Raw genomic sequence first — 25,564 nt, 5'->3', positions numbered from 1 at the left:
CGATGTTCACCGGACTCATCGAGGAGATCGGCGAGGTCGTCGCCGTCGAACAGGTGGCCGGCGGCCCCGAAGCCTCCGCCGGCGTCGACTCGATCCGGCTCACCATCGCCGGCCCCGTCGTGACGAGCGACGCCACCCACGGCGCGTCGATCTGCGTCTCGGGCGTGTGCCTCACCGTCGTCGAGCAGGGCGTCGCGACCGACGACGAGGGGGCGACCCGGGGCACGTTCTCCGCCGATGTGATGCGGCAGTCGCTCCGCATGTCGACCCTCGGCGAGCTGCAGCCCGGCAGCCGCGTCAATCTCGAGCGCGCCATGCGCGCCGACACCCGCCTCGGGGGCCACATCGTGCAGGGCCACGTCGACGGCACGGCGACACTGCTCTCGGTCGTGCCGCACCCCGCGTGGCGCACGCTCCGCTTCTCGCTCTCCCCCGAGCTCGCGCCCCTGCTCGTCGACAAGGGCTCGGTCACGCTCTCGGGCGTCTCGCTCACCGTGTCGGCGATCTCGGATCCGCCCGCGCCCGGCGAGCCCGGCGACGTCCAGTGGTTCGAGGTGTCGCTGATCCCCGAGACCCTCTCGGCGACCACCCTCGGCGCGCTCGAGCCGGGCGACCGCGTCAACGTCGAGACCGACATCCTCGCGCGCCACCTCGCGCGCATGCGCAACTTCTTCACCACGACCGAAGGAATCTCAGAATGAGCCCCACCACGCCAGGCATCAGCAGCATCGACGACGCGGTGGCCGCGATCAAGGCCGGCCGCCCGGTGATCGTCGCCGACAACGAGGATCGCGAGAACGAGGGAGACGTCATCCTCTCGGCCCAGCTCGCCACCCCCGAGTGGATCGCGTGGACCGTGCAGCGGTCGTCGGGGCTGCTCTGCGCACCCATGACCAACGAGGTGGCGGATCGACTCGACCTGCCCATGATGGTCGACCGCAACGAGGATGTACGCGGAACGGCATACACCGTCACCGTCGATGCGACCCACGGCGTCACGACCGGGATCAGCGCCAGCGACCGGGCTACCACGCTGCGGGCGCTCGCCAACCCGGACGCGGTGCCGGGCGACGTGCGACGGCCCGGCCACGTGCTGCCCCTGCGCGCGGTCGACGGCGGTGTGCGCGCCCGCGACGGGCACACCGAGGCGGGCGTCGAACTCATGCGTCTCGCCGGCCTCAGCCCCGTCGCGGTGATCGGCGAGATCGTCGCCGACGACGGCGAGATGATGCGCCTGCCCGAGCTGATCCAGCTGGGCCAGCGCGAGAACGTGCCGGTCATCACGATCGAGCAGCTCATCGCATACCTCGACGAGCATGACCCCGTGGATGTTCCCGCCGAGCAGGTGCAGCACCGCAGCGTGAGCCTGCGGGCCGAGACGCTGCTGCCCACCGAGCACGGCGACTTCCGCACGCGCGCCTACCGCGACCGGCGCCTCGGCATCGACCACATCGCGCTCATCGCCCCCGGTCCCGACGGCTCGATGCCCGGCGACGAGGCGCTCGTGCGCGTGCACTCCGAGTGCATCACCGGCGAGGCGTTCGGCTCGCTCAAATGCGAGTGCGGCCCGCAGCTCGACGCCGCGCTCGACCTCATCCATGAGCGGGGCGGCATCGTCGTATACCTGCGCGGGCATGAAGGCCGCGGCATCGGCCTCGCCAACAAGCTGCGCGCCTACCAGCTGCAGGAGCAGGGCAGCGACACCCTCGATGCCAACCTGCAGCTCGGGCTGCCCGCAGACGACCGCGACTACACCGCGGCCGCCGAGATCCTCGCCGAACTCGGAGTCGAGCGGGTGCGACTGCTCACGAACAATCCCGACAAGGCGCGCCAGCTCGAAGCGCACGGCATCGTCGTCTCCGAGCGGGTGCCGCTGCTCGTCGGAGTGACCGAGCAGAACATCGGCTACCTGGCGACGAAGCGCGACCGCATGGGCCACGACCTGCCCGCCGACGTGCACGAGCAGTAGCCCGACGCCGCCCGCGCTCGAGCGGCGCGCCCTCACCAGACCCCGCCCCTGTCAAAGGGGGGCGATCCCGAACCCGAACCACCCAACCCAAGGAGCACCCCATGAGCGGAGCCGGAGCCCCCAACCTCACCGTCGACGCGAGCGGACTGCGCATCGCCATCATCGCCGGCAGCTGGCACGACGAGATCATGTCCTCGCTGATCGAGGGCGCCCAGACCACCGTGGCGGCGTCGGGCGCCGAGCACTCCCTCTTCCGGGTGGCGGGCGCGTTCGAGCTGCCCCTCGCCGCTCAGGCGGCGCTCACACCCGCCGAGCAGGGCGGGGGCGGCTTCGACGCCGCGGTCTGCCTCGGCGTGATCATCCGCGGCGGCACACCGCACTTCGACTACGTGTGCAACGCCGTCACCGACGGGCTCACGCGCGTGCAGCTCGATGCCGGCCTGCCCGTCGGCTTCGGCGTGCTCACGACCGACGACGAGCAGCAGGCCCTCGACCGCTCGGGCCGCCGCGGCTCCTCGGAGTCGAAGGGGCAGGAGGCGGCCGAGGCCGCCCTGCACCTCGCGATCGCCACGCGCACGATCGCCGCCACCGCGCTCTGAGCGCGGGCCCGGGTCGGGCCACGGCCGGCCGACCCGCGCGCGTTCCGCCTGCCCCGAAGTCACGGGCGAGCGGGCGCGGGCGAGTTGCCAGGCGCACTGGCTTAGAGTGGTGGCCGTGGCTGGCACATCCGACGAGACCGCAACCGACGCCGCGACGTCCCGGCAGCGCGGGCGCGCACCCCGCCCCGCCCCCCGCGGCCCCCGGGCCTCGCTGCGGCAGCTGATCCCGTACCTCTTCGAGCAGCGCGGCCCGCTCGCACTCGCGATCGTGCTCGGCCTCGTGGCGGCGGTCGCCTCGCTGGTGCAGCCGCCGCTGCTCGGCCAGGTGATCACCCGCGTCGAGGGCGGCCAGGCGCTCGGCGGGCTGCTCGCGGCCCTCACCGCGATCGTGATCGTGGGCGCGCTGCTGAGCGGCCTGCAGCACTACGTGTTGCAGCGCATGGGCGAAGGGGTGGTGCTCACGAGCCGCCGTCGGCTCATCGCGAAGATCCTGCATCTGCCGATCTCGCAGTTCGACCGCCGTCGCACCGGCGACCTCGTGTCGCGCGTCGGCAGCGACACCACGCTGCTGCGGGCGGTGCTCACGCAGGGGCTCGTCGAGGCGATCAGCGGCATGCTGGTCTTCGTCGGCGCGCTCATCGGCATGCTCGTCATCGATCCGATGCTGTTCGGGATCACCTTCGGTGTGGTGCTCGTCGCACTCGTGGTGGTGGTGCTCGTGTCGAGCCGCATCCGCCCCGCCGTCGCGAAGGCGCAGGAGAAGGTGGGCGATCTCGCCGCCCAGGTGGATCGCACCATCTCCTCGATCCGCACCATCCGCGCCGCGGGCGCCGCAGAGCGGGAGCAGCGCCTCACCGAGCGCGACGCCGAGGAGGCCTACGTGCTGGGCGTCAAGGTCGCGAAGATCTCGGCGTTCATCGTGCCGGTCTCCTTCCTCGCGATGCAGCTCTCGTTCCTCGTGGTGCTCGGACTCGGCGGGTACCGCGTGGCGACGGGCGCCATCACGATCGCCCAGCTCGTGACGTTCATCATCTTCCTGTTCCTCATGGTGATGCCCCTGGGACAGGCGTTCGGGGCGATCGCGGCGGTCAACCAGGCGCTGGGCGCGCTCGGCCGCATCCAGGAGATCTCCGAACTGCCCACGGAGTCGGAGCACGATGCGCAGCTCTCGCCGCTCGGCCGCACCGTGCCTCTCGAGGCCTCCAGGCTCGACTACGCTGCCGCGATCCGCTTCTCCGACGTGCACTTCACCTACCGTTCCGCCGCCCCCGACCGGGCCGACGCCCGCGAGCTCGTGAGCGGCGGCGGTCGCGGTGCGCGCCGCGACGCGGAGGCGGCTCCGGCCGAGATCATCGAGACCGCCGTGCTGCACGGGGTGAGTTTCGAGGTGCCCCGCGGATCGCGCGTCGCGCTCGTGGGCCCCTCGGGCGCCGGCAAGTCGACGGTGCTGGGGCTCATCGAGCGCTTCTACGACCCCGACCAGGGTGCCGTCTCCCTGTACGGCGCCGACCTGCGCACGCTCGAACGCTCCGAGGTGCGGGCGCAGATGGGCTACGTCGAGCAGGACGCTCCCGTACTCGCGGGCAGTCTGCGCGACAACCTGCGCCTCGCCGCTCCCGAGGCCTCCGACGCCGCCTGCGAGCGCGTGCTGCGGGCGGTGAACCTCGGAGGCCTGCTGGATCGCTCGGTCGCGGGGGCCGGCCGCTCCCCCGACGCCGCTGTCGACGTGACCGGCACCGCCCTCTCCGACGCGCAGCTCGCCCGCGCCCTCGATCAGCAGGTCGGCGAGAACGGCATCATGCTGTCGGGCGGCGAGAAGCAGCGGCTCGCGATCGCCCGAGCGCTGCTCACGGCGCCCCCGATCCTGTTGCTCGACGAGTCGACCGCCAGCCTCGACGGCGTGAACGAGCGGCTGATGCGCGACGCGCTCGACTCGGTGGCGACGGGCCGCACCCTGCTGGTGATCGCGCACCGCCTCTCCACGGTCGTCGACTCCGACAAGATCATCGTGCTCGACGAGGGCCGCGTCGTCGGCGAGGGCACCCACGCCGAACTGCTCGAGACGACGCCCCTCTACCGCGAGCTCGCGAAGCACCAGCTGCTCGTGTCCGACGACGGCTAGGCCGCCGTTCGCCCCTCGATCGCCTCTCGTTCCCCTCTCGTTTGCCGGGGCCTCGATCGCCGGGGCCTCGATCGCCCGCGCGGTCGTGGATGCACGAGCCGAGGTGAAGACCTCGGCCGGCGTGCCGGTTCCGGCGCTTCGCGTGCACGCAGCGGCACCGATCGATGCTCCGGCACCCCGAATCCCTGAGTCGAGGTGCCGGAGCATCAATCGGTGCCGGAACGGGGAGGCCGGGAGGAGGAGGAGGGGCCGGCCGGGGCCGGGGTGAAGCGCTGAGCGCAGCGTAGGGCGTCGGAGTCGGCCGACAGACTCGGCCGAGCCGACGCCCCGTCTCCCGACGCGACCGGTCAGTGCGCCGAGATCGTCTCCAGCAGAGCCGACAGCGCCGGCCGGTAGCGATCGATCGAGTGCTCGCCCGCATCGGCTCGCAGCGTGACGCGCTGGGAACCCGTGTCGATCACGGCGACGATCAGGTCCCCGGCGTCGATGTGCTGCACGTCGAGGCCCGAGGCCAGCGTCTCGGTGCGAACGGCGGAGCTCTGGCTTTCGTCGGGGCGCCCGGGGAGCCCAGTCCCCGCGGCGCCCGCGGCGGGGCCGGGATCCGCGGCGGGATCATCAGCAGGATCCGCCGTTCCGGCACTCTCGGCGCCCTCGGCTTCCCCCGCATCCGGGGAGGGTTCTGAGCCCGCCCCCGTTGCCCCGCTCTCCGAGCGCAACCACGCGAGCGCCGCCCCCTCCGCCGAGCCGCTCAGCACGTCGATCTCGACCCGCAGCCGCTGATCGGGTGAGAGCAGCAGCACGCCGGTCTGCTCATCGAACAGCACCGACCAGTCTTTCAGCGAGGGCAGCGGCGGCCACTCGACGAGATCGCGCACGAGCGGCTGCACGACCCAGTCGCGCTCGGGCACGAGCTGCGCCCCCGTGCCCACCTCGACCGCGGTCGCACCGTCTGCAGGAGCAGCCCGCAGCTTCGCATAGTGCTCGGGCGCAAGGGTGACCGCGTAGGCCGCGGCGGCCACTGCGAGCAGCAGCACGGTGAGCACCACGGCGGTCACCCACCTGCGGGTGCGCACCGACCGCCGCGAGCCCTCGCCCGCCGGCCGCCCCGCCTGCTCGACCACCACGCGTGCCTGCGCCGCGCGCTTCCGCTCGCCCCTGCGGCTCATCGTCGTGTCACCCGCCCTGCGGGCACGCTGCCGCCGAACAGCTGCTCGACCGTCACGAGCGTGAAGCCTCGATCGCGCAGCCCGCGCAGCACTACGTCGGCGTTCTCGACGGTCTCGGCGTGCAGGTCGTGGAAGAGGATGATGTCGCCCGGGGTCGCGACGCCCACGGAGCGACGCGCGAGCTCTTCGCGGCCCGGCTTCTTCCAGTCGAGCGTGTCGATCGACCAGAGGATCGCGGGCTGCCCCACCGCGGCGAGCACCTTGTCGTCGACCGCACCGTAGGGCGGGCGGTAGATGCCGACCGCGCGGCCGGTCAGCTTCGTCAGCAGCGCCTCGACGTCGACCACCTCCTTGCGCGCTTTCTCGGGGGTCAGCGTGGTGAGATCGGCGTGGGTCATGGTGTGGCTGCCGATGCCGTGGCCCTCGGCGGCGACTCGCCGCGCCACGTCGGGGAGCGCGTTCACCGAGCTGCCCACCATGAAGAAGGTGGCGGTCGACTGCTCGGTGCGCAGCGTGTCGAGCAGCTTCGCGGTGTGGATGGAGGGCCCGTCGTCGTAGGTCACCGCGACGCAGGCGAGCAGCCCGCAGTCGACCGGCTGGTCGGCCCTCCACTCCGGCAGGCCCGCGAACGGCGAGCCCCGCTGGGCCTGCATCGTCGACCCGAGCTCGCTCATCCAGGCCGAGTGCTCCTCGGCGCCGATCTCGACGACGACGGGAGCGGTGGTGGCCTCGATGCCGAGACCCTCGAGCTCGGACCCGGCGATGCCGGCGGGCAGGGTGAAGCGAGCGCCGCTCTCGGTGAAGCGCGCCGCGTCGAGCGCGCCGCGCGCCAACACCACCTGCTCGTCGGTCGGCGCACTCACCGGCGCCGCGCTCAGACCGCCGGCCTGTCGTCGCAGCAGTTCGACCGCGCGCAGCCAGAGCTGCTCCGCCGCCTCGGTGCTCCACAGCTCGCCCGACTCGTGCACCGCCCCCGTCGAGAGTTCGACGTAGAGGGTGACCGCCGAGTCGCTCGTGATGCTCTCGGGTCCGCCGATGACCGTTCTCGCCGTCACCCCCACGAAGTCGCCGAACGCCGCCGTGATGTCGCAGACGAACGAGGTGCCGGCTCCCGTGCCGTCGAGCGGTCCGGTCTCGGGTTCGGCCAGCACGCTGGCGGCCGGCCAGCTCGCCGAGCCCGGCACGCATCCCCCGTGGGACAGCCCTGCTGAGACCGGGAACACTTCGGGTTTGATCACCGTGCCCGTCGAGGCGACCGCGGTGCTCAGCAGCTCCGACATGCGCACATTGAAGCGGTGCCAGCCGGGGATCTCGACGTACCGCGCCTGCAGTCGGGCACGGTCGTTGCGCAGTCGACGCTCGACGAAACCGAGTTCCTGGCCGCTCGTGGCGGTCGCCCCCTCGGCGACGGAGCCCACGCCGACGCCCTCGGCGCTGCCTCCTGCCCCGCTGTCGGCCCCCGCATCGGCGCCGGCCTCGGAACCGCCTTCGCCCGCAGCACCGCCCTCCGCACCGCCGCCATCGCCACCGCCTTCACCCTGGGCAGCCCCCTCGGCCAGCACGAGGCGGGCGCCCGAATCATCGGGCCATGCCGGCGGCTGCCAGTCGACGACGGGGGCGATCTGAGCGCAGCCCGCGAGCAGTGCCGCGGCCGTCAGCGCAGCGACGAGCCGCGCGGCGCGCGGAGGACGCGCGCCGCGCCGACCCCGCCCGCTCCGCTCCATGGCCTCCTCCTCGGTGCACCCGCCGCCGGCGAGGTGTCTGGTCTGAACGTACCGCGTGCCTCCGACATTTCGAGAGCACGGCGCGCCGAGGTTGCCCGCTCGTTACGAGCGGACCAGCAGCCGGTCGACGCGCGGTTCGATGACCGCCCGGAAGACGCGCGTGATCCACGTCATCGAGAGCAGCACGGTGAGCGCGATCCCGAGCATCACGAGCAGCAGCACCCCGGCGGCGCCCCACGCGTCGATCGCGTCGATCACCCCCGAGGAGCGGAGCACCCACACCACCGGGCCGTGCAGCAGGTAGATGTAGAGCGTGCGGGCTCCCCACGCGGTGATGACGCTGCGGCGTCTGGGGGCGATGATCAGCACCGCCAGCGTCATGGCGGCGGCGAGCGCCAGGAGCACAGCGGTCACGGCGGCACCGCCGAGCGCCGCCGCCCCCCAGGTGTCCGGCTGCCAGTCGCCGATCGGCGCACGCTCGAACACGCCGAGGTAGTCGTCGCGCCAGGTGAGCCAGCGGTCGATGCGCCACACGCGGCTGAGCTGCGGCAGCAGCGCGAACAGCACCGCGAGCGCTCCGAGCAGCCCCCACGCCGAGATGCGGGCCGACCTGGCGGGCTGCACGAACCACTGGCCGTCGAGCCAGCCCCGTTCACGGATCAACCAGCCCGCGACAAAGAACGGCAGGAACACCAGTGTTCGCGAGGCCGAGAACGCCGTACCGATCGCCGGGATCAGCCCTGAGCCGAGTGCGAGTGCGATCGAGAAGAGCAGCGGGTGGCGAAGCCTCGCGATGTAGGGCAGCAGAATGCGCATCGTGACGAGCGAGACCAGGAACCACAGCGTCCAGGCCGGGTTGACGAGGAACCCGGCGCCCGGGCCGCGGCCCTCGGCCACGGCCCTGATCCCGGCCCAGATGCCCTCCCACAGCAGCCAGGTGACGAGCAGCTGCACCGTCGACGCGATCGCCTTCGGAGTGACCTCGGGCTTCGAGAAGAGGCCGGAGAGCAGGATCATCGCGGGCATGTGGAACAGGTAGATGAACGAGTAGAGCGCGAAGCCGAACGCCGAGTCGGTGCGCACCGTCGAGACCACGTGGCCGACCACCACCAGCACGATCAGCAGGAAGCGCGCATTGTCCCAGTAGGCGATGCGCGGCTTCGAGGCCGCGGGCGCGGCGGCGACGGCACGTTCGTTCACGCCACCAGCCTACGGGCCGCCGCGGCCGCCGCCGAAAACGGCGACAGCCCCCGCCGAGGCGGGGGCTGTCGATACGGAGCCGCCTGTCGGATTTGAACCGACGACCTGTTCTTTACGAGGGAACTGCTCTACCCCTGAGCTAAGGCGGCCTGGCGCAGGATCGCTCCCGCACACAAGCGCCTACTTTACCACAATCGGAAGGCCCGATTCGAGCTGTCGGGCCCGCCCCGGGGAGCGCCCGGCGCGGGGCCGCGGGGTCTCCGGGCCGGGCGCATCGGGCTTCGCGGAGCGGCTACGAGCAGAGCGGATCCTGCGCGGGCACCACGCCCTGCAGCAGGTAGGCGTTCACCACGTCGTCGATGCAGGCGTTCCCCCCGTAGGCGGTGTGCCCCTCTCCGCGGTACGTGACGAGCACGCCGGTCTCGAGCTGGTCGGCGAGCGACTCCGCCCAGCGGTAGGGGGTCGCGGGATCGCCCGTGGTGCCGACGACGAGGATCGGCTCGGCGCCGGCCGCACGCACCGGCTGGCGATCGGCTGCGCCCTGCACCGGCCACTCCGCGCACGACACGTCGCCGAAGCCCTGGAAGCGGCCGATGGTGGGTGCGATCTTGTCGAGCTCGGCGGCCTCGGCGCGCATGCGCTCGCGGTCGAGCTCGCCGCCCGGGTAGTCGAGGCAGTTGATGGCCGAGAATGCCTCGGTCGAGTTGCTCACGTACTCACCGCCGACGCGGTCGTAGTAGAAGTCGGCCAGCGAGAGCGCCACGTCGGCGTCGCCCTGGTCGACGGTGGTGAAGAGCTGGTCGAGGTAGCCCCAGTTGCTCTGCGAGTACAGGGGGGTGATGATCGCGGTGAGCATGGTGCCGGCCGCGAGCGTGCGGCCGTCGGATCCGGTGAGCGGGTTCGCGTCGACGCGGTCGAGCAGGCCTCCGATGACGCTCATGGCCTCGTCGACGCTGCCCCTGAAGGGGCAGTCGTTGCGCTGCAGGCAGTCGGCGAGGTAGGCCCTCAGGGCGAGCTCGAAGCCGCGGGTCTGCTCGCGCACCACATCGGGGAGGGTGCTCGTCGGGTCCATGGCGCCGTCGAGCACGAGACGACCCACGCGGTCGGGGTAGGCGTCTGCGTAGCGGGCGCCGATGTAGGTGCCGTACGAGAAGCCCAGGTAGTGCAGTCGGTCGTCGTCGACGATCGCGCGCAGCATGTCGAGGTCGCGCACGGTGTCTGCGGTGCTCACGTGCCCGATGAGGTCGCCGGTGCGCTGCTCGCAGGCCTCGCCGAATGTGCGCGACTGCTCGACGGCCGCGTCGATCCAGGCGTCGCTGCCGCGTTCGAGACCCGCCTCTTCGCCGAGCCCGAACAGGTAGTCGTCCATGCCCGCGGGATCGAGGCAGCGCACCTGCGTCGACTCGCCCACGCCGCGCGGATCCCATCCGACCACGTCGTAGGCGCGCTGCACGTCGGCCGGGATGACCGAGTCGATGTTCTCGGCGACGTAGTCGGCGCCGGAAGCGCCGGGGCCGCCCGGGTTCACGAAGAGCGTGCCGATGCGTTCGCCGCCGGTGGCAAGGTGCTTCACGAGGCGCAGTGTGATGGTCTCGCCCGCGGGATCGCCCCAGTCGAGCGGCGCGTACACGTCGGCGCACTCCATGCCGTCCCCGCACGACGCCCAGACGGGCTGCTGCGCGGCGAAGCCCTCGAGGCCCCCCGTGGGGCGCTCGGGCAGTTCGTAGCCGCGCGATTCGTCGCCGCGGAGCAGCGAGAGGATCGGCGTGCAGGCCGTGAGCAGCATCAGGGAGGCCGCGAGGATCGCCGCGCCCGGCGCTCGCAGCCCGGCTCGGCGGCGGGTCGCCCCCGCGGCGCTCATCGGCGGACTCCCGGCGCCCCGGCCGTCGCGGGCGTCACGATCGCCGCGAACAGGGCCTCGAGCACGAGCCCCGGCGTGATGCCGCGCGAGAGCCGCTCGCGCGCGGTCTCGACCGCGGTCACCATTGCGAGCGCGCGCGCGGGCGACCACCGCTCGGCGAGGCCCTCGATGCGCGCGCCCTGCTCGCGGTTGACGAGCTCGGGCGCGGCGCCGAGCGCCACGAGCAGCACGTCGCGGTAGAGCGAGAGCAGGTCGGTGAGGATGCGGTCGATGCCGTCGCGCAGGCTGCGGGTCGCGCGGCGCTTCTGATCCTCTTCGAGCGCTCGCACCTGCGCGCGCATCTGGGGCGGGATCGCGGCGCCGGGCGCGAGGCCGAGGCTGCGCAGCGCCTCGTCGCGCTCGCGGGCGTCGAGCTGTTCGGTGAGGGCCGCGGCGTCGGCCTCGGCCACTTTCACGAGGGAGGCGGCGGCGCGCATCGCGTCGCCCAGCGTCTCGATCGAGAGCGCCACCTCGATGGAGCGGTCGCGACGCGCCAGCGACTCGGGATCGCTCGCGAGCCGCCTGGCCATGCCGATGTGGCTCTGGGCGAGGCGGGCGGCGCGCTCGGCGGCGCCGGCGTCGATGCCGTCGCGCTCGTGCAGCAGCCGCGCGATGTCGTCGGGGCTCGGGGTGACGAGGCGCAGCGAGCGCGTGCGTGAGCGGATGGTGGGGAGCAGGTCGGCCTCGCTGGGGGCGCAGAGCACCCAGATCGTGCGCTCGGGAGGCTCCTCGAGCGCCTTCAGCAGCACGTTGGAGGTGCGCTCGGGCATACGATCGGCGTCTTCGATGACGATCACCCGGAAGCGGCCCTCGGCGGGTGCGTAGTGCGCCGTGGTGACGATCTCGCGCGCCGCCTTGATGTCGATGAGCAGCTTCTGGGTGGTGAGCACCCCGAGGTCGGGGTGCGTGCGCGCACTCACCTGCTCGAAGACCGCCTGCCGGTCGGCCTCGGTGCGCGCGATGAGGGCGGCGGCGAAGCGGAAGGCGAGGTTGGAGCGCCCGGATCCGGGCGGACCGGTGATGAGCCACGCGTGCGCGGGGGGCGCCGGGGCCGCGGGATCGGCGGCCTGCTGCAAGGTGCGCACAGCCTCAGGCTGGCCGACGATCTCTGCCCAGAAGTTCACCCCCACAGGGTATCGCGCGCCGCCGACAAGGAACTGCGGGGCGGGATGGGGCTCGAGCACGCTTTTCACCCTTTACTCCCGCTTCACCCGGCAACGGGTGAAAGGTCGGGTGAAGTTCGATGCTTCTCGCTCCTGTGCGAAAACTACGCGTTTAGTATCAATACTGGCGCTCAACCCAGTTCCCCCCGGGAAGACGCTAGCCTCTCCCGCCGGTGTCCATAAATCCAACGGGAGGGGTTGAGCCCCCGGCCCTGTCCCCCAGGCCGTCGGGGGCTTCCTCGTGCCCCTCGATGCCCTTCTGAGGGGCACGAGGCGCCCAGGCAGGGCAGTCGAGGCGTCCCGCTCCCGCACCCCCGCTCTCGCGACCTCGCAGCCCCGCCGTTTCATCCCTACCCGGGCAGATCGACGTAGGCCGCATCACCCGGCACCACCACCGCCGATCCGGCGCTGATCTCGGCGGCGAGCGCCGCGACCTCCGCGACCTCCGCCTCCGCGACGAGGTAGCGCTGCGCCACCCGATCGCTGTAGTCGGCGGCGCCGATCCCGTAGCCCCGGCGCCGCGCCTCGGCCTCGATCTGCGGCGCCGGCTCGTACCCGGTCGTGACCAGCACCTCCCTGCGCAACCCGCGGCGCAGGCGCTCGGCGCGCAGCACGGCCTCGGCCACCGCCGCGCGGTAGGCGCGGGTGAGGCCGCCCGCGCCGAGCAGCACTCCCCCGAAGTAGCGCGTGACCACGGCGACGACGTCGCTGAGGCCCGCCGAGACGAGCGCGTCGAGCATCGGCGCCCCGGCGGTGCCGCTCGGCTCGCCGTCGTCGTTGGAGCGCTGCACACGGCCGTCGGGGCCGAGCACGAACGCCGAGCAGTGGTGCCGCGCCCGCGGGTGCTCCCCGCGCACCCGGGCGATCGTCTCGCGCGCCTGCTCTTCGGTCTCGACCCGCTCGAGCCTCGTCAGGAACCGGGATCGCGATATCTCGAGCTCGGCGTCGACCGGCGCGGCGATGGTCTCGTACTCGGCGCTCATGATCCCATCCTGCCCGATCGCGGAGAGCGCGAAGCGAGGACGGGTACCCTGATCTGCATGGATTCGGTGCGACTCGACAGCTGGGTATGGGCCGTGCGGCTCGCGAAGACCCGCAGCCAGGCCACGGCGGCGTGCCGGGCCGGGCACGTGCGCGTGAACGACCAGCCGGCGAAGGCCGCGCAGCCGGTGCGGGTGGGCGACGAGGTTCGGGTGCGGTTGCACGGCTTCGATCGTGTCTACCGCGTGACGGGGCTCGCCTCGCGACGGGGAAGCGCCGCCGACGCGGCCCGCTACTTCGAGGACCTGACTCCGCCGGCCCCGCCGCGAGTGGAGCGCCCGGCCCCGGTGCTGCGGGATCGCGGCGCGGGACGCCCCACGAAGCGGGAGCGGCGCGAGCTCGACCGTCTGCGCGGCATGGAGCGCTGATGCTGCGGCACGACGAGTGGCGGGCGCGCGAGGCCGCCCATCAGCTGCGCGCCGACGCGCTCACCGCGGCGCACCGAGCACGCAAGCAGCGCGGGGAGCGGCACCCGGTCGAGGATTTCCTCTGGACCTACTACTCGGTGAAGCCGGGCGAGCTGCGGCGGTGGCATCCGGGCGCCGCGGCGGTGCTCGAAGGCGGGGCTCGGGATCGCGCCTCCTGGAAGTACTACGCAGTCGTCGGCCGCTCGAACGGCACGCGCACGGCGGCGGGCGCACGACCGGCGGGCGCACGACCGGCGGGAGGGACGCGCAGCTCGGCAGGCGCGCCCCCGGTCGCCGATGACGGGCACGGTGACGACGCCATCGTCGACGCCGCCGCGTTCTTCGCGAAGCGCGGCGGCACGGTCGACTACGTCGAGACGCTGCTGCGGCAGACGCTCGACCGCGCGCCGCGCTTCGGCTGCTTCGGCCTGCACGAGTGGGCGATGGTCTACCGCATGACCCCCGAACAGCTGCGGCACACGGCGCTGCCGTTGCGGATCGGGCACGCGGCCACCGACCTCGTGGTCGAGAGCCACCTGATCGGGTGCACCCACTTCGACGCGTTCCGCTTCTTCACCGCCGAGGCCGCGCCGCTCAATGCGGTGCAGCCCACTCGCGAGACGCAGCCCGAGCTCGAGCAGCCCGGCTGCCTGCACGCGGGCATGGACGTCTACAAGTGGGCGGCGAAGCTCGGCCCGATCGTGCCTGGAGAGGTGCTGCTCGACGCCTTCGAGCTGGCGCGCGACATCCGCGAGGTCGACATGCAGGCGTCGCCCTACGATGTGACCGGTTTCGTCGGAGCGTCGGGGGCGCCGCTCGTGCCGATCCCGATCGAGGCGGCCGACGGGAAGCGGGAGTATGCGCGCCGACAGCGCGGCTTCGCCGAGCGCGGGAACGTGCTGCGGCTGCGGGTGCTGGAGGCGATCGCGGAGGCGCGCGCGGCGTCGGCCGCGGGCGAAGCGGGAGTGCGGTCGGCGGCCTGAGCCCTGCGTGCCGACCGCGGTCCGCAGCCCCGCAGTCCGCGCTGATCGAGGTGCCGTCGGCCGGCCCGCCCCGAGCCTCGTACGTGGAGCCGCTCGGGTCGCGCCTCAGAAGAGGGTGGGCGCGGGCGCGCCGGGGGTGGCGAGCGCGTCGAGGGGCATCGGCCGGGCGGCGGCGCCGCGGCGCGGGTGGGCAGGGTCGCGGGGCGCGGCCCACTCGAGGCCGAGGCGTCTGATGATGGGGCGGATGCGCGCCGCCAGCTCCATGCGGTACGCCTGCGGGGCGCTGCTGGCGCTGCCCGGGTAGAGAGAGCGGTAGGCGGGCACGAGCTCGGGGTGTTCGCGCTCGAGCCAGGCGAAGAACCAGGGCTTCACGTGCGAGCGCAGGTGGAGGGGGCCGTACATGACCGAGCGGGCGCCGGCGGCGCGGATGTCTCGCAGCAGGGCGCCGAGCTGAGCGGTCGAGTCGGTGAGGTGCGGCAGCACCGGCATCACGAAGACGTCGGGCTCGAAGCCCGCGTCTCGGGCGGCGGCGATGGTGTCGAGCCGCGCCCGCGCGCTGGGCACGCCGGGCTCGATCGAGCGCTGCAGATCGGGATCGGCGACGGCGATCGACATCGACAGCGCGACGGGAGCGCGCTGCGCGGCCTCGACGAGTTGCGGCAGATCGCGGCGCAGCAGCGTGCCCTTGGTGAGGATCGACATCGGCGTGCCGCTGCGGGCGAGGGCGTCGATGATGCCGGGCATGAGCCGGTAGCGGCCCTCGGCCCGCTGGTACGGGTCGGTGTTGGTGCCGAGCGCGACGTGCTCGCCCTGCCAGCCGGGTTTGCCCAGCTCACGGCCGAGCACCTCGGCGATGTTGACCTTCACCACGATCTGCGAGTCGAAGTCGCGGCCGGTGTCGAGGTCGAGGTATCGGTGGGAGCCCCTGGCGAAGCAGTAGACGCAGGCGTGGGAGCAGCCGCGGTAGGGGTTGATGGTCCATGAGAACGGCATCGAAGACGAGGCGGGCACCCGGTTGAGCGCGCTCTTCGCGATCACCTCGTGGAAGACGAGCCCGGCGAACTCGGGGGAGCGCACTGTGCGCAGGTGCCCCGGCACCGCGGCGACCTCGCCGAGACCGAGCCCGGGCAGCGCCGTCTCCGACGTTGCATCGACCCGCTGCCCGCTCCATCTCATGGATTCATTCGAACATATGTTCGAATGAATCGCAAGACTCGATTGCGCGCGCGGCTCGCAGGGAAACCCTCGGCGCATCGCTCCGTGCGCTTCCCCGGAGCCCGCGACGCCCGGCGCCGCAGGCCGGAGTCAGCGCTCGGAGGCGATGTGCTGGTGGTGCCGGATCACCTCGGCCACCACGAAGTTGAACCACTTCTCGGCGAACTCGGGATCGAGGTGGGCGTCTTCGGCGAGGGAGCGCAGGCGCTCGATCTGCCGGGCCTCGCGACTCGGATCCGACGGCGGCATGTCGTGGTCGGCCTTCAGGCGGCCCACCTCCTGGGTGCAGCGGAAGCGCTCGGCGAGCATGTGCACGAGCGCCGCATCGATGTTGTCGATGCTCGAGCGCAGCGCGGCCAGGCGCTCCTGCGGGGTCGGATCGCTCATGGGTTGCTCCAAATCGTCGTTCCGCGTGGTGCGGCTGCTTGCTGCCGGGGAGGCGGGGCCTCGACCCCGAGGGGAGGAGCCGCAGGATCTCACGCGCCCGAGGATCCCGCGACTCCGCTCAGGACGACGGCCTCAGTCGAGCAGATCGTGGAGAACCACGACCTGCTCGCGCTCCGGGCCCACGCCGACGGCCGAGATGCGGGCGCCGCTCATCGCCTCGAGGGCGCGGATGTACTCCTGCGCGTTCTTCGGCAGCTCCTCGAAGCGGCGCGCTCCCGAGATGTCCTCGGACCAGCCGGGGAACTCCTCGTAGATCGGCTTCGCGTGGTGGAAGTCGCTCTGATTGACGGGCATCTCGTCATGGCGCACGCCGTTCACGTCATAGGCGACGCAGACCGGGATCGTCTCGAGCCCCGACAGCACGTCGAGCTTGGTGAGCACGAAGTCGGTGACGCCGTTGATGCGGGCCGCGTAGCGGGCGATGGGGGCGTCGTACCAGCCGCAGCGGCGCGCGCGCCCCGTCGTGGTGCCGTACTCGTGGCCGACGCTCGCCAGGTGCTCGCCGAACTCGTCGAAGAGCTCGGTGGGGAACGGGCCGGCGCCCACGCGCGTGGTGTAGGCCTTGACGACCGAGATGACGCGGTCGAGCTGGTGGGGCGGCAGACCCGATCCGGTGCTCGCCCCGCCCGCGGTCGCGTTCGAGGAGGTCACGAAGGGGTAGGTGCCGTGGTCGATGTCGAGCATGGTCGCCTGCCCGGCCTCGAAGAGCACGGTCTTGCCGTCCTGCATCGCCTCGTGCAGCAGCAGACCGGTGTCGCAGACCATCGGCTCGAGCATCTCGCGGAAGCTCAGCAGGTCGGCGATCACCTCGTCGGCCTCGATGGCCCGGCGGTTGTAGATCTTGACGAGCACCTGGTTCTTGAACTCGAGCGCGGCCTCCACCTTCTGGCGCAGGATGCTCTCGTCGAAGAGGTCTTGGATGCGGATGCCCACGCGGTTGATCTTGTCGGCGTAGGCGGGGCCGATCCCGCGCCCCGTCGTGCCGATCTGGCGCTTGCCCAGGAAGCGCTCGGTGACCTTGTCGAGCGTGCGGTGGTAGGCGGTGATGACGTGCGCGTTCGCGCTCACCTTGAGGCGCGACACGTCGACGCCGCGGCTGCTGAGGGCGTCGAGCTCCTGCTTGAGCACGCCGAGGTCGATGACCACGCCGTTGCCGATCACGGGCACGACGCCGGGCGTCAGGATGCCGGACGGAAGCAGGTGCAGCGCGTACTTCTCGTCGCCGACGACGACGGTGTGGCCGGCGTTGTTGCCGCCGTTGAACTTGACCACGTATTCGACGCGGCTGCCGAGCAGATCGGTCGCTCGTCCCTTCCCCTCGTCGCCCCACTGGGCACCGGTGATGAGCACTGCGGGCATCTCAGCCCCTTCCTTTGCAGCTGTGGCAGATACCGGCCCAGTCTACCCGGCACCTGTGGCGGAGGATCCCGAGGGCTCCGTGGGAGATTCGGCGTCGGTGAGACCGAGCCCGCGGATCCGGCCTCACGGACGCCGGATCTCTCGCCAGGAGCGGGTGGTGCTACTGCGCCTCGATGGCTGGGATCGCGCCAGGGTCGGCCCCGTCGAGGAACTCGGTGAGCCGGTCGACCTCGCTCTGCTCGCCGATGCGGGCCGCGGATCGGCGCAGCGCGTAGAGGGCGCGCAGCACGCCGCGGTTGGGCTCGTGCGACCAGGGCACGGGCCCGGCGCCGCGCCAGCCCGACTTGCGCAGCGCGTCGAGGCCTCGGTGGTAGCCGACGCGCGCGAAGGCGTAGGCCTCGATGTCGCGGCCTTCTGCATCGGCGCGGTCGGCGAGCACCACCCACGCGAGCGGCGATTCGGGATGTTCGCGCACGACGGCTTCGGGATCCGCCCCCGCGGCGAGCGCCGCGGTGACGGCGGGCTCCTGCGCGAGAAGGGTGGGTTCGGGCCCCAGCAGGTTCTCTCCGATCATGCTCAGCGGAAGTTCACGAACTGCAGGGCCACGTCGACGTCGGCGCCCTTGAGCAGGGAGATGGTGCCCTGCAGGTCGTCGCGGCTCTTCGAGCTGACGCGCAGCTCGTCGCCCTGGATCTGCGACTTGACACCCTTCGGCGCCTCATCGCGGATCAGCTTGTTCAGCTTCTTGGCGGTGGCCTGGTCGATGCCCTCCTTGAGCTTGGAGTCGATGCGGTACTCCTTGCCGCTCGCGTAGGGCTCGCCGCTGTCGAGCGCCTTGAGCGAGAGGCCGCGCTTGATGAACTTCGACTGCAGCACGTCGAGCACGGCGTTCGCGCGCTCCTCGGTGTTGGCCTTGATCTGAATGCTCTCACCCGAGAGGGTCACGTCGGCTCCCACACCCTTGAAGTCGTAGCGCTGCTCGACCTCCTTGCGGGCCTGGTTGACCGCGTTCTCGACCTCCATCGAGTCGATCTTGCTCACCACGTCAAACGAAGAATCTGCCATAGGGCCAGACTACCCGGCCTCGCAGCGGAGCGGCAGACCCGCCGACAGGCACGCGAGCGGACGGGCGCGCGAGCACCCCAACTCAACGGTTCGCAATACCTGGAATAACTTTCGCGAATAGGTTGCTAGACTCTTCTGCGGCCCGGGCTTCGCGCCCGCATGCACTCCGCGCGGATCCGCCCCTATCGCCCGATCCCGCGCTTCCCCACCGAAAGGAACCCCTCGTCGTGTCGACAACTCCGACCGCCCCCGAAACGCGGCGCCGCCTCCCCAAGTGGATGACGTCGTTCGGCTGGCAGATCCTCGCCGCCCTGGTCCTCGGCCTCGTGCTCGGCGGCATCGCGATGTCGCTCGGCGCCGATGCCGAGGGCAACAAGAACGGCCTGCACGCCACCCTCTCCACCATCGGCAGCAGCTACGTCTCGCTGCTGCGCGCCGCCGTCGTGCCGCTCATCTTCACCGCGATCGTGTCGAGCATCGTCGGCCTGCGACAGGTCACGAACGCCGCACGCCTGGCCGGTCAGACCCTGCTGTGGTTCGCGATCACCGCGCTCATCGCGGTGACCATCGGCATCGTGCTCGGCGTGACGCTGCAGCCCGGCTCCCACGCCTCGCAGGCCGAGCTCGAGACCGGCGACCCCTACGCCGTCGGCACCTGGTGGAACTTCCTGACCGGCCTCGTGCCCTCGAACTTCCTGGGCCTCGGCGTGAGCGGCGGCGTCGACGCCGACACCGGCGCGTTCACCGGATCCGCGAGCTTCAACGTGCTGCAGGTGATCGTCATCTCGGTCGCGGTCGGCATCGCCGCGCTCAAGATCGGCGAGAAGGCCGAGCCGTTCATCCGCCTCACCGAGTCGGCGCTCGCGGTGATCCAGAAGGTGCTGTGGTGGATCATCCGCATCGCACCCCTCGGCACCCTCGGCCTCATCGGCAACGCCGTCGCCGAGTACGGCTGGAACAAGATGGGCTCGCTCACCTGGTTCGTGGCGGTGCTCTACCTCGGCCTCGCACTCGTGCTGTTCGTCGTCTACCCCGTGCTGGTGAAGGCTCACGGCCTCTCGGTCAGGCAGTACTTCTCGGGCGTGTGGCCCGCGGTGCAGCTCGGCTTCGTGAGCCGCTCGTCGATCGGCACCCTGCCGCTCACCCAGCGGGTCACGGAGCGTAACCTGGGCGTACCCCGCGGTTACGCCTCGTTCGCGGTGCCCCTGGGCGCGACCACCAAGATGGACGGCTGCGCCGCGATCTACCCGGCCGTGGCCGCGATCTTCATCGCGCAGTTCTTCGGCATCGACCTGACGATCGTGCAGTACCTGCTGATCGTGCTCGTCTCGGTGGTGGGCTCGGCCGCGACCGCCGGCACCACCGGCGCCACCGTCATGCTCACGCTGACCCTGTCGACGCTCGGCCTGCCCCTCGAGGGAGTCGGCCTGCTGCTCGCGGTCGACCCGATCATCGACATGGGCCGCACCGCGGTCAACGTAGCCGGCCAGGCGCTCGTGCCCGCCATCGTCGCGAAGCGCGAGGGCATCCTCGATGTCGATCTCTACAACGCCCCCCGCAAGGGCCAGGCCTTCGACAACACCGACGTGGAGGCCGCGGCCGATCGCCCCGAGGGCCCGTCGTCGGACGAGATCCGGGATCCGGCACCCGCGAAGGTGTAGCGCGCCTGGGCCCTCGCAGGGCCCCTCCCCCGACTCGGAGTCCCGCACCGCCGCATCCCCCGGGAAGCAGCGGTGCGGGACTCCGCGTTCGCGCCGGGAGAATGCAGAGTTCCTTCCAGACGCGCTGACTCCCGCATCCGACGGGCGTCGACGGCGGCGGCACCGGCACCGGCACCGGCACCGGCACCGGCACCGGCACCGAAATATACTGGCCCGATGGCAGCCAACGTCGATGTCACTCCCCGTCCGGGCGCCGAGTCGCGCCTCTCGCGCATGATCCGCATCCCGACGGTCTCGGCCGAGCTCGCGCAGCGCGGCCAGGAGCCCTTCGAGACCTTCGTCGAACTGCTCGAAGAGCTCTACCCGCTCGTGCACGAACACCTGGAGCGCGAGCGCATCACCGAGTTCGGCCTGCTCTTCCGCTGGCCGGGCCGCAACGCCGCCGCCGATCCCGCCGTGCTCATGGCCCACTACGACGTGGTGCCGGTGCACCCCGATGACGGATGGCGCTTTCCCGCGTTCGAGGGCCGCGTCGAGGGCGGCTTCGTGCACGGCCGGGGCGCGCTCGACGACAAGGGCCCCCTGCTGGTGGTGCTCGAGGCCGTCGAGAACCTGCTCGCCGCCGGGTTCACGCCGGCGCGAGACGTGCTGCTGTCGTTCGGCGGCAACGAGGAGACCTTCGGCGCCGCCGCCAGGGTCATCTCGGACACGCTGCACGAGCGAGGCATCAGGCCGTGGATCGTGCTCGACGAGGGCGGCGCCGTGACCGACGCGCCGCTGCCGTTCGTCACCGGCACCGCCGCGATGGTGGGGGTGGGAGAGAAGGGGATCGTCACCGTGCGGATCAGCGCGAGGGGCGAGGGCGGGCACGCCTCCGTGCCGCCCGACCTCACCGCCGTGGGCCGCGTCGCCCGCGCCGTGAACCGGCTGTCGCCCGGCACGTTCCGGGCCCGAGCGCCCCGCGCGATCCCGCGCATGCTCGGACTCTTCGCGCCGCGGTCGCGCGGGATCGGGCGGCCGCTCTACCGGCTGCTCGCCGCGTGGCCCTGGCTGAACGCGCGCGTCTTCGCCGCGCTCGGCGGGGAGGCGGCGGCGCTCGTGCGCACGACGATCGCGCCGACCAGGCTCTCGGGCGGCACCGCGAACAACGTGCTGCCCTCGGAGGCGAGCGCCACGGTCAACCTGCGGCTCGCACTCGGCGAGACGGTGGAGGGCGCGGCGCGGCGGCTGCGGCGCCGCATCGGGGACGAGGCGGTGTCGGTCGAGGTGCTCGAGGGCAACGACGCGTCACCCGAGTCCCCCTCGGACGGCCCGCAGTTCGCGCTGATCGCCGACGCGATCGCGGCGTCGCACCCCGACGCGGTGGCCGTGCCGTACGTGACGATGGCGGCGACCGACTCCCGCTACTTCCACCGCTACGCCCCGGCGAACTACCGCTTCGCACCGCTCATGATGAACGCCGAGCAGCGCGCCTCGATCCACGGCGTCGACGAGCGCGTCGAGGTCTCCGAGCTGGCGCGCGGCGAGCTCTTCCACCGCCGTCTCATCGAAGGGCTGCCGGCATGAGCACGACTCCTCGCGATCGCGACGCCTCGACCGGCGCACCGCGCTTCTCCGGCCTCGCCGGCGTCGGCCCCTCCCCCGCCACGAAGCCACGCGTGCGACTGGGCGCCCTCGCGGGAGTCGTCGGTTTCCTGGCCTTCGTCGAGCTCACGAGCGGCATCCTGCAGGGCTACTACACGCCGATGCTCACCGACATCGCCCGGCACCTCGGCGTGCACGACGCCGACGTGAACTGGCTCGAGGGCACGCAGCTCATGCTCTCGGCGCTCGTGGTGCCCGCCTTCGCGAAGCTGGGCGACATGTTCGGGCACAAGCGCATGCTGCTGTGGTCGACCGCGCTCACCGCGGCCGCGTCGCTCGCGCTGCCGTTCACCGACTCGTTCGCGGTGTTCCTGGTGGCCTGGGCCCTGCAGGGCTTCTACGTGGTCTGGCTGCCGCTCGAGATCGCGATCATCTGGTCCCGCAGCCGCGGCCGCGAGGGCTCGTCGCTGCTGACCGCGCGGGCCGCCGGCATTCTCGTGGCGTTCCTCGAGCTCGGCGCGATCCTCGGGGCGCTGCTCGGGGGCCGGCTCATCGACCTGCTGCCGCTGCAGGTCGTGCTGCTCGTGCCCGCGGCCTTCGTCGTCGCGTGCTTCTTCGTCGTCGCGTTCGGCGTGCGCGAGACCGACCTGCGACCGGGCGGGCGGCTCGACCTCGCGGGGCTCGTGCTGGTCTCGCTCGCGCTCATCGCCTTCACCGGCGGCCTCAGCCTGCTGCGGCTGAACGGCCCCGCCGATCCCGCGGCCTGGATCGTGACCGCGCTCGGCCTCGCCCTCGTCGTGCCGTTCGTGCTCGTCGAGCTGCGGCAGCCCGACCCGCTCATCGACGTGCGCATGTTCCGCTCGCCGGCACTGGCACCGGTGTTTATCACCGCGGGGCTCTTCGGCGTCAGCGTGCTCGGTGCGCAGGCCCCGCTGTCGACCTTCGCGCGCACCGACCCCGAAGTGTACGGTTACGGGCTCGGCACCAGCGGCTTCACGACCTCGCTCATCATCGGGCTGTACCTCGTGGCGATGATCGCGGGTGCCCTGCTCTTCCCGAAGATCGCCCGCCGGACCACCCCGCGGATCACCCTCATCGGCGCCGCGGGCCTGGTGGGGGTGGGATACCTGCTGTTCCTGCCGCTCCACGAGAGCTACGCGCAGGTCACCGCCAACATGATGATCGCGGGCGTCGGCTCCGGCGCGCTCGTCGCCGCGCTCCCGGCCGCCGCGGCCTCGGCGGCGCCCGCCGCGCAGACGGGGGTGGCGACCGGGCTCACGAACTCGGTGAAGACGGTCGGCGGCGCGGTCGCATCGGCCGCCTTCGGCATCGCCCTCATGCACGGCGCGACGGGCGCCGCCGCCGAGGGCACCGCCGGATCCCTCGCCGGATACGTCACCGTGTGGGCGATCTGCGGCGTCACCGCGCTCGTCGCCGCGGCGCTGCTCTGCTTCGTTCCGAAGAACGCGTTCACCGACGGGGCCAGCGCGAGGCTCCCTGCGGCTCTCTGAGCCGCGAAGCGGGGGTCGGGGCGGTGGCGGGTCGCGGCCGGCCGCGGCGTCGGGTCGCGCCCGGTCGGAGCCGGGCCTCTACCGCACCGATGCCCGGCGCATCGCGAACCAGGTGCCGATCAGGCAGACCACCATCACCAGCACGGCGACGAGCGCGAGCCACGCCCCGGTGATCCCCGCGACGATCTCTCCGAGCTGCGGTGCGAGCAGCAGCAGCCCGATGGCGAGCACGAGGCCCAGTGCGAGGCCCATGATCGCCGGACCCTTCGGGCCGAATCGCACCCACACCGCGCCGAAGAGGCCGCCGATCGTGAGGCAGGACAGCGTTCCGAGGAAGCCGGCGAGCCCCAGGATCACGGGGTCGCCCGACCCCGTCACGTAGACGTCGAGCACGTACAGGCCCATGAACCAGTGGTTCGTCGCGAGCTCGAGGCCGAGCAGCACGAGCAGCAGCACCGCCACGTAGGCTGCCTGCACCGCGTTCGCGAGCGCGGTGCCGAGGATGAAGTTGCGGCGGGTCACACCGAGCGCCAGCCCGAACGGGTAGGTCGTCGCGATGGCCTGCACTCCGTAGTAGACGAGGAATCCCGGGAGCGACCACAGGATCGCCTGGTTCCAGCGGGCGTTCTCGGCGTACTCGGGCGACGACGGACCGACGCCGGTGCTGCGCTGGATCGCGAGCTGGATGATGATCGAGATCACCATCACCACGGCCAGGATCATGAGCGGGGTGACCGCGTAGGTGCCGATCTTGTTGAGGTGCAGCTTCGTCACCTTGATGACGCGATTCATGATGCGCTCCTTTCACTGAGCGGCGAGACGGTGGCGAGTTCGGGATCGGCCGGATCGCCGTCGTCGACGGCGTCTCCCAGACCGTAGGCGGCGACGAGATCCTGCAGCGAGACCGGCGTGATCTCGAGCCCCCCGGAGGCGGCCTCCGCCCGATCCTCGTCTCCGAGCACTCCCTCGAGCACGGCGGTGCCGAGCCCCCCGATGGTGCGGCGCGAGAGCGCCCGGCGGTCCCGCACGAACCGTTCGACCGCGGCGGCCTTACCCGCCACCTGGTACGCGCCGCCGCGCAGCTCGTCGACGTCGGCGTGCCGCACGACTCGGCCCTGATCGAGCACGATCACCCGCTCGAGCAGACGGTCCATCTCGTCGATGAGGTGCGTCGAGAGGATGATGGTGCGCGGGTGCGCCGCGTAGTCGCGCAGCAGCTCGTCGTAGAAAATGCCGCGCGCGGTGGCGTCGAGACCCAGGTAGGGCTCGTCGAAGAAGGTGATCGGCGAGCGCGAGGCGAGACCCAGCACGATACCGAGGGCCGACAGCTGGCCGCGCGAGAACTTCTTGATCACTGGCTTCGAGGGGATGCGGAACAGCTCGATGAGCCGATCGGCGAGCTGCTGCGACCAGTGGGGGTAGAAGATCGAGGCCGCGCGGATGGCGTGCTTCAGCTTGTAGTCGTCGGGGTAGCGCTGGTTGTCGCGCACGAAGCACATCTGCTCGATGATCTCGGCGTGCTCGAACGGGTCGCGGCCGTTCACGCTCACGGTGCCGGCACTCGGCCGATCCTGCGCCGTGATGAGTGACATGAGCGTGGTCTTGCCCGCCCCGTTGCGGCCCAGCAGCCCGGTGATCACACCGGGCTCGATGTCGAGTGTGACGTCTTCGAGCGCTGCCGCGCCCTTGTAGCGGCGGGTGAGGCCGCGAGTGGTGATGACTGATGCGGTCATTGTTCTTCCTTCGCTTGCTGCGCCGCGGGTGGGGCGACGGCTTGCCGTTCGGCGGCCTGCTGCTCGACTGCCTGCTGCTCGACGAGCCGTACGACGGCAGGCGCATCGAGCCCGAGGCTGCGCGCCTCGGTCAGCAGCGGCACGATGAATCGCTGCACGAACGCCCGCTGGCGTTCGCTCGCGATGAGGGATCGGGCGCCGGGCGCGACGAACATGCCGATGCCGCGACGCTTGTAGAGCACGCCTCGCTCGACGAGCAGGCCGAGGCCCTTGCCCGCGGTCGCCGGATTGATGCGCAGGTGCGCGGCCAGCTCGTTGGTGGAGGGCACCTGCTCCTCTTCGGCGTAGACCCCCCGCAGCACGTCGTCGGCGATGCGATCGGCGAGCTGCTGGAAGATCGGGCGCGTGTCGTCGAACACCCGGCGCCTCCGTTCTCTCGGTGGTGGAAGGGAGGGATCTTCGATCCGCGCGCTTCCCTGGTTCATTACTTCACTAATGAACCTACGCGCCTCGTCCCGCCCCTGTCAAGCACCGATGCGGGAGGGCGGGCACAGCTCGGCCCCGAGGAGCTCTCCCGGAGACGGAACTACAGGAGTGTCATTATCCACAGGCGCAGCTCGGGGCTGTGGGGAATCAGGTGCTCGGATCACCACAGACGCGCCCGTCGACCTGCACTGCGGCGCTCTCGCGGCGATCCGCGGGCGGGGGCGCCCCG

The 25,564-nt window shown here is 71.8% G+C and carries 23 protein-coding genes and 1 tRNA gene; 9 read left to right on the top strand and 15 right to left on the bottom strand.

What is annotated here, in order from left to right:
• The first annotated feature begins 2 nt into the window (after positions 1–2).
• The 4 genes from H490_RS25355 (at position 3) to H490_RS25340 (ending at position 4,690) form a co-directional block, all read left to right on the top strand.
• A complete protein-coding gene (locus H490_RS25355) occupies positions 3–701 on the top strand; it encodes a riboflavin synthase (protein WP_017884291.1) in 699 nt (232 codons plus the stop codon).
• On the top strand, positions 698–1,969 hold the full coding sequence (locus tag H490_RS25350) for a bifunctional 3,4-dihydroxy-2-butanone-4-phosphate synthase/GTP cyclohydrolase II (RefSeq protein WP_017884290.1): 1,272 nt from the start codon (positions 698–700) through the stop codon (positions 1,967–1,969). The genes H490_RS25355 and H490_RS25350 overlap by 4 nt, the downstream gene beginning before the upstream one ends.
• 101 nt (positions 1,970–2,070) lie before the next feature.
• A complete protein-coding gene (ribH, locus tag H490_RS25345) occupies positions 2,071–2,568 on the top strand; it encodes a 6,7-dimethyl-8-ribityllumazine synthase (RefSeq protein WP_017884289.1) in 498 nt (165 codons plus the stop codon).
• 109 nt (positions 2,569–2,677) lie between these two features.
• Positions 2,678–4,690 carry an ABC transporter ATP-binding protein gene (locus H490_RS25340; RefSeq protein ID WP_017884288.1) on the top strand — a complete coding sequence of 671 codons (2,013 nt, stop codon included), beginning with the start codon at positions 2,678–2,680 and terminating at the stop codon, positions 4,688–4,690.
• Positions 4,691–5,037: 347 nt separating this feature from the next.
• Here H490_RS25340 and H490_RS25335 read toward each other — a convergent pair whose 3' ends face one another.
• The 7 genes from H490_RS25335 to H490_RS25310 form a co-directional block, all read right to left on the bottom strand.
• Entirely contained in the window at positions 5,038–5,856 is an 819-nt protein-coding gene (locus H490_RS25335; RefSeq protein ID WP_031290077.1) for a hypothetical protein, read from the bottom strand.
• Positions 5,853–7,580 (bottom strand): polysaccharide deacetylase family protein, encoded by a 1,728-nt coding sequence (locus H490_RS31730; RefSeq protein ID WP_017884286.1) that lies wholly within the window; start codon positions 7,578–7,580, stop codon positions 5,853–5,855. Before H490_RS31730 ends, H490_RS25335 begins: the two co-directional genes overlap by 4 nt.
• A gap of 102 nt (positions 7,581–7,682) precedes the next feature.
• Entirely contained in the window at positions 7,683–8,780 is a 1,098-nt protein-coding gene (locus tag H490_RS25330; protein WP_017884285.1) for an acyltransferase family protein, read from the bottom strand.
• Between the two features lie 77 nt (positions 8,781–8,857).
• Positions 8,858–8,929, bottom strand: a tRNA-Thr gene (locus H490_RS25325).
• Positions 8,930–9,072: 143 nt separating this feature from the next.
• Positions 9,073–10,641 carry an alpha/beta hydrolase gene (locus tag H490_RS25320; RefSeq protein WP_017884284.1) on the bottom strand — a complete coding sequence of 523 codons (1,569 nt, stop codon included), beginning with the start codon at positions 10,639–10,641 and terminating at the stop codon, positions 9,073–9,075.
• Positions 10,638–11,804 (bottom strand): DNA polymerase III subunit delta', encoded by a 1,167-nt coding sequence (locus H490_RS25315; protein ID WP_031290074.1) that lies wholly within the window; start codon positions 11,802–11,804, stop codon positions 10,638–10,640. The genes H490_RS25320 and H490_RS25315 overlap by 4 nt, the downstream gene beginning before the upstream one ends.
• Positions 11,805–12,193: 389 nt before the next feature.
• A complete protein-coding gene (locus H490_RS25310) occupies positions 12,194–12,826 on the bottom strand; it encodes a YigZ family protein (protein ID WP_017884282.1) in 633 nt (210 codons plus the stop codon).
• 57 nt (positions 12,827–12,883) lie between these two features.
• On the opposite strand from H490_RS25310, the gene H490_RS25305 reads away from it, so the two are divergent.
• Together H490_RS25305 and H490_RS25300 are read left to right on the top strand one after the other, a co-directional pair.
• Positions 12,884–13,252 carry an RNA-binding S4 domain-containing protein gene (locus tag H490_RS25305; protein WP_017884281.1) on the top strand — a complete coding sequence of 123 codons (369 nt, stop codon included), beginning with the start codon at positions 12,884–12,886 and terminating at the stop codon, positions 13,250–13,252.
• Complete coding sequence (locus tag H490_RS25300; protein WP_017884280.1) at positions 13,252–14,274, top strand: hypothetical protein; 1,023 nt, start codon at positions 13,252–13,254, stop codon at positions 14,272–14,274. The genes H490_RS25305 and H490_RS25300 overlap by 1 nt, the downstream gene beginning before the upstream one ends.
• 105 nt (positions 14,275–14,379) lie before the next feature.
• On the opposite strand, the gene H490_RS25295 is transcribed toward H490_RS25300, so the two are convergent.
• From H490_RS25295 to H490_RS25275, 5 genes are all read right to left on the bottom strand, one after another.
• Positions 14,380–15,450 carry an Rv2578c family radical SAM protein gene (locus H490_RS25295; protein ID WP_017884279.1) on the bottom strand — a complete coding sequence of 357 codons (1,071 nt, stop codon included), beginning with the start codon at positions 15,448–15,450 and terminating at the stop codon, positions 14,380–14,382.
• Between the two features lie 129 nt (positions 15,451–15,579).
• Positions 15,580–15,876, bottom strand: coding sequence for a chorismate mutase (locus tag H490_RS25290; RefSeq protein WP_017884278.1), 297 nt, complete (start codon positions 15,874–15,876; stop codon positions 15,580–15,582).
• A 132-nt stretch (positions 15,877–16,008) separates the two neighbouring features.
• Positions 16,009–17,295: an adenylosuccinate synthase gene (locus tag H490_RS25285; protein ID WP_017884277.1), complete on the bottom strand. Its 1,287-nt coding sequence runs from the start codon at positions 17,293–17,295 to the stop codon at positions 16,009–16,011.
• 160 nt (positions 17,296–17,455) lie between these two features.
• Positions 17,456–17,869 carry a DUF3151 domain-containing protein gene (locus H490_RS25280; protein WP_017884276.1) on the bottom strand — a complete coding sequence of 138 codons (414 nt, stop codon included), beginning with the start codon at positions 17,867–17,869 and terminating at the stop codon, positions 17,456–17,458.
• 2 nt (positions 17,870–17,871) lie between these two features.
• On the bottom strand, positions 17,872–18,360 hold the full coding sequence (locus H490_RS25275) for a YajQ family cyclic di-GMP-binding protein (protein WP_031290073.1): 489 nt from the start codon (positions 18,358–18,360) through the stop codon (positions 17,872–17,874).
• Positions 18,361–18,638: 278 nt separating this feature from the next.
• On the opposite strand from H490_RS25275, the gene H490_RS25270 reads away from it, so the two are divergent.
• The 3 genes from H490_RS25270 to H490_RS25260 all read left to right on the top strand — a co-directional run bounded on the left by H490_RS25270 (position 18,639) and on the right by H490_RS25260 (position 23,116).
• The gene (locus tag H490_RS25270) at positions 18,639–20,021 is read left to right on the top strand and encodes a dicarboxylate/amino acid:cation symporter (RefSeq protein WP_017884274.1); all 1,383 of its coding nucleotides are present in this window, start codon (positions 18,639–18,641) and stop codon (positions 20,019–20,021) included.
• 216 nt (positions 20,022–20,237) lie between these two features.
• Entirely contained in the window at positions 20,238–21,587 is a 1,350-nt protein-coding gene (locus H490_RS25265; protein WP_017884273.1) for a M20/M25/M40 family metallo-hydrolase, read from the top strand.
• Positions 21,584–23,116, top strand: coding sequence for an MFS transporter (locus H490_RS25260; RefSeq protein WP_017884272.1), 1,533 nt, complete (start codon positions 21,584–21,586; stop codon positions 23,114–23,116). The genes H490_RS25265 and H490_RS25260 overlap by 4 nt, the downstream gene beginning before the upstream one ends.
• 78 nt (positions 23,117–23,194) lie before the next feature.
• Here the strand turns inward: H490_RS25260 and H490_RS25255 are convergent, their stop codons facing one another.
• The 3 genes from H490_RS25255 to H490_RS25245 are packed head-to-tail and all read right to left on the bottom strand — an operon-like array spanning position 23,195 to position 25,268.
• Entirely contained in the window at positions 23,195–23,908 is a 714-nt protein-coding gene (locus H490_RS25255) for a hypothetical protein (protein WP_017884271.1), read from the bottom strand.
• Positions 23,905–24,849 (bottom strand): ABC transporter ATP-binding protein, encoded by a 945-nt coding sequence (locus tag H490_RS25250; RefSeq protein ID WP_017884270.1) that lies wholly within the window; start codon positions 24,847–24,849, stop codon positions 23,905–23,907. The genes H490_RS25255 and H490_RS25250 overlap by 4 nt, the downstream gene beginning before the upstream one ends.
• On the bottom strand, positions 24,846–25,268 hold the full coding sequence (locus tag H490_RS25245) for a GntR family transcriptional regulator (protein WP_017884269.1): 423 nt from the start codon (positions 25,266–25,268) through the stop codon (positions 24,846–24,848). The genes H490_RS25250 and H490_RS25245 overlap by 4 nt, the downstream gene beginning before the upstream one ends.
• Positions 25,269–25,564: the final 296 nt, after the last annotated feature.

Source organism: Leucobacter sp. UCD-THU (genome assembly GCF_000349545.1).
Lineage (GTDB): Bacteria > Actinomycetota > Actinomycetes > Actinomycetales > Microbacteriaceae > Leucobacter > Leucobacter muris.
The sequence above is the reverse complement of the archived record's forward strand: the minus strand, read 5'-3'. Positions and strand labels throughout refer to the sequence as shown.